At 53.7% G+C, this 2606-nt stretch carries 1 rRNA gene; it reads right to left on the bottom strand.

Annotation, left to right across the window (positions count from 1 at the left end):
• Positions 1–30 precede the first annotated feature (30 nt).
• Positions 31–2606, bottom strand: a 23S ribosomal RNA gene (locus tag AC2A1N_RS13630); the annotation flags it as partial.

Below are 2606 nucleotides of genomic sequence, written 5' to 3'. Positions count from 1 at the left end.
TGTCGTAAAGCCAAGGCAACTTGAGGTTATATGGTCAAGCCGCACGGATCATTAGTATCAGTTAGCTCAATACATTGCTGTACTTACACACCTGACCTATCAACCACGTAGTCTACATGGTTCCTTCAGGGGGCTTGTGCCCCGGGAGATCTCATCTTGAGGCGCGCTTCCCGCTTAGATGCTTTCAGCGGTTATCGCTTCCGAACATAGCTACCCGGCAATGCCACTGGCGTGACAACCGGAACACCAGAGGTTCGTCCACTCCGGTCCTCTCGTACTAGGAGCAGCCCCTCTCAAATCTCCAACGCCCATGGCAGATAGGGACCGAACTGTCTCACGACGTTCTGAACCCAGCTCGCGTACCACTTTAAATGGCGAACAGCCATACCCTTGGGACCGACTACAGCCCCAGGATGTGATGAGCCGACATCGAGGTGCCAAACACCGCCGTCGATATGAACTCTTGGGCGGTATCAGCCTGTTATCCCCGGAGTACCTTTTATCCGTTGAGCGATGGCCCTTCCATACAGAACCACCGGATCACTAAGTCCTAGTTTCCTACCTGCTTGATCCGTCGATCTTGCAGTCAAGCACGCTTATGCCTTTGCACACAGTGCGCGATGTCCGACCGCGCTGAGCGTACCTTCGAGCTCCTCCGTTACTCTTTAGGAGGAGACCGCCCCAGTCAAACTACCCACCATACACGGTCCCCGACCCAGATAATGGGCCCAGGTTAGAACGTCAAGCACGACAGGGTGGTATTTCAAGGATGGCTCCACCACAGCTAGCGCCATGGTTTCATAGCCTCCCACCTATCCTACACAGACGAACTCAACGTTCAGTGTAAAGCTATAGTAAAGGTTCACGGGGTCTTTCCGTCTTGCCACGGGAACGCTGCATCTTCACAGCGATTTCAATTTCACTGAGTCTCGGGTGGAGACAGCGCCGCTGTCGTTACGCCATTCGTGCAGGTCGGAACTTACCCGACAAGGAATTTCGCTACCTTAGGACCGTTATAGTTACGGCCGCCGTTTACTGGGGCTTCGATCAAGAGCTTCGCCTTGCGGCTGACCCCATCAATTAACCTTCCAGCACCGGGCAGGCGTCACACCCTATACGTCCACTTTCGTGTTTGCAGAGTGCTGTGTTTTTGATAAACAGTCGCAGCGGCCTGGTTACTGCGACCCTCTTCAGCTATAGCTCGCACGAGCCACCAAAAAGGGTGCACCTTCTCCCGAAGTTACGGTGCCATGTTGCCTAGTTCCTTCACCCGAGTTCTCTCAAGCGCCTGAGAATTCTCATCCTACCCACCTGTGTCGGTTTACGGTACGGTCTGCGTAAGCTGAAGCTTAGGAGCTTTTCCTGGAAGCGTGGTATCAGTGACTTTGCCATAAAGGCTCGTCTCGGTGCTCGGTCTTAAAGGATCCCGGATTTGCCAAAGATCCAAACCTACCGCCTTTCCCCAGGACAACCAACGCCTGGTACACCTAACCTTCTCCGTCCCTCCATCGCACTTACGCGAGGTGCAGGAATATTAACCTGCTTCCCATCGACTACGACTTTCGTCCTCGCCTTAGGGGCCGACTCACCCTGCGCCGATTAACGTTGCGCAAGGAAACCTTGGGCTTTCGGCGTGCGGGTTTTTCACCCGCATTATCGTTACTCATGTCAGCATTCGCACTTCCGATACCTCCAGCAGACTTCTCAATCCACCTTCAACGGCTTACGGAACGCTCCTCTACCGCGCATAACAAAGTTATGCACCCCAAGCTTCGGTTCTGTGCTTAGCCCCGTTAAATCTTCCCCGCAGACCGACTCGACCAGTGAGCTATTACGCTTTCTTTAAAGGGTGGCTGCTTCTAAGCCAACCTCCTGGCTGTCTGTGCCTTTCCACATGGTTTTCCACTTAGCACAAAATTTGGGACCTTAGCTGTGGGTCTGGGTTGTTTCCCTTTTCACGACGGACGTTAGCACCCGCCGTGTGTCTCCCATACAGTCCGTCTCGGTATTCGGAGTTTGCAATGGTTTGGTAAGTCGCGATGACCCCCTAGCCATAACAGTGCTCTACCCCCGAGAGGATACATATGAGGCGCTACCTAAATAGCTTTCGAGGAGAACCAGCTATCTCCGGGTTCGATTAGCTTTTCACTCCTAATCACACCTCATCCCCTACCTTTGCAACGGGAGTGGGTTCGGGCCTCCAGTGCGTGTTACCGCACCTTCACCCTGGGCATGACTAGATCACCCGGTTTCGGGTCTACTGCCCGCGACTATGCGCCCTTATCAGACTCGGTTTCCCTTCGCCTCCCCTATACGGTTAAGCTTGCCACGAACAGTAAGTCGCTGACCCATTATACAAAAGGTACGCAGTCACTCCTTGCGGAGCTCCTACTGCTTGTACGCACACGGTTTCAGGTTCTATTTCACTCCCCTCTCCGGGGTTCTTTTCGCCTTTCCCTCACGGTACTGGTTCACTATCGGTCGGTCAGTAGTATTTAGCCTTGGAGGATGGTCCCCCCATGTTCAGACAGGGTTTCACGTGCCCCGCCCTACTCGTCTTCACTGAAATGGCCCTTTCAGATACAGGGCTATCACCTTCTATGGCC

Source organism: Stenotrophomonas maltophilia group sp. SKK55, from assembly GCF_057179845.1.
The sequence above is the reverse complement of the archived record's forward strand: the minus strand, read 5'-3'. Positions and strand labels throughout refer to the sequence as shown.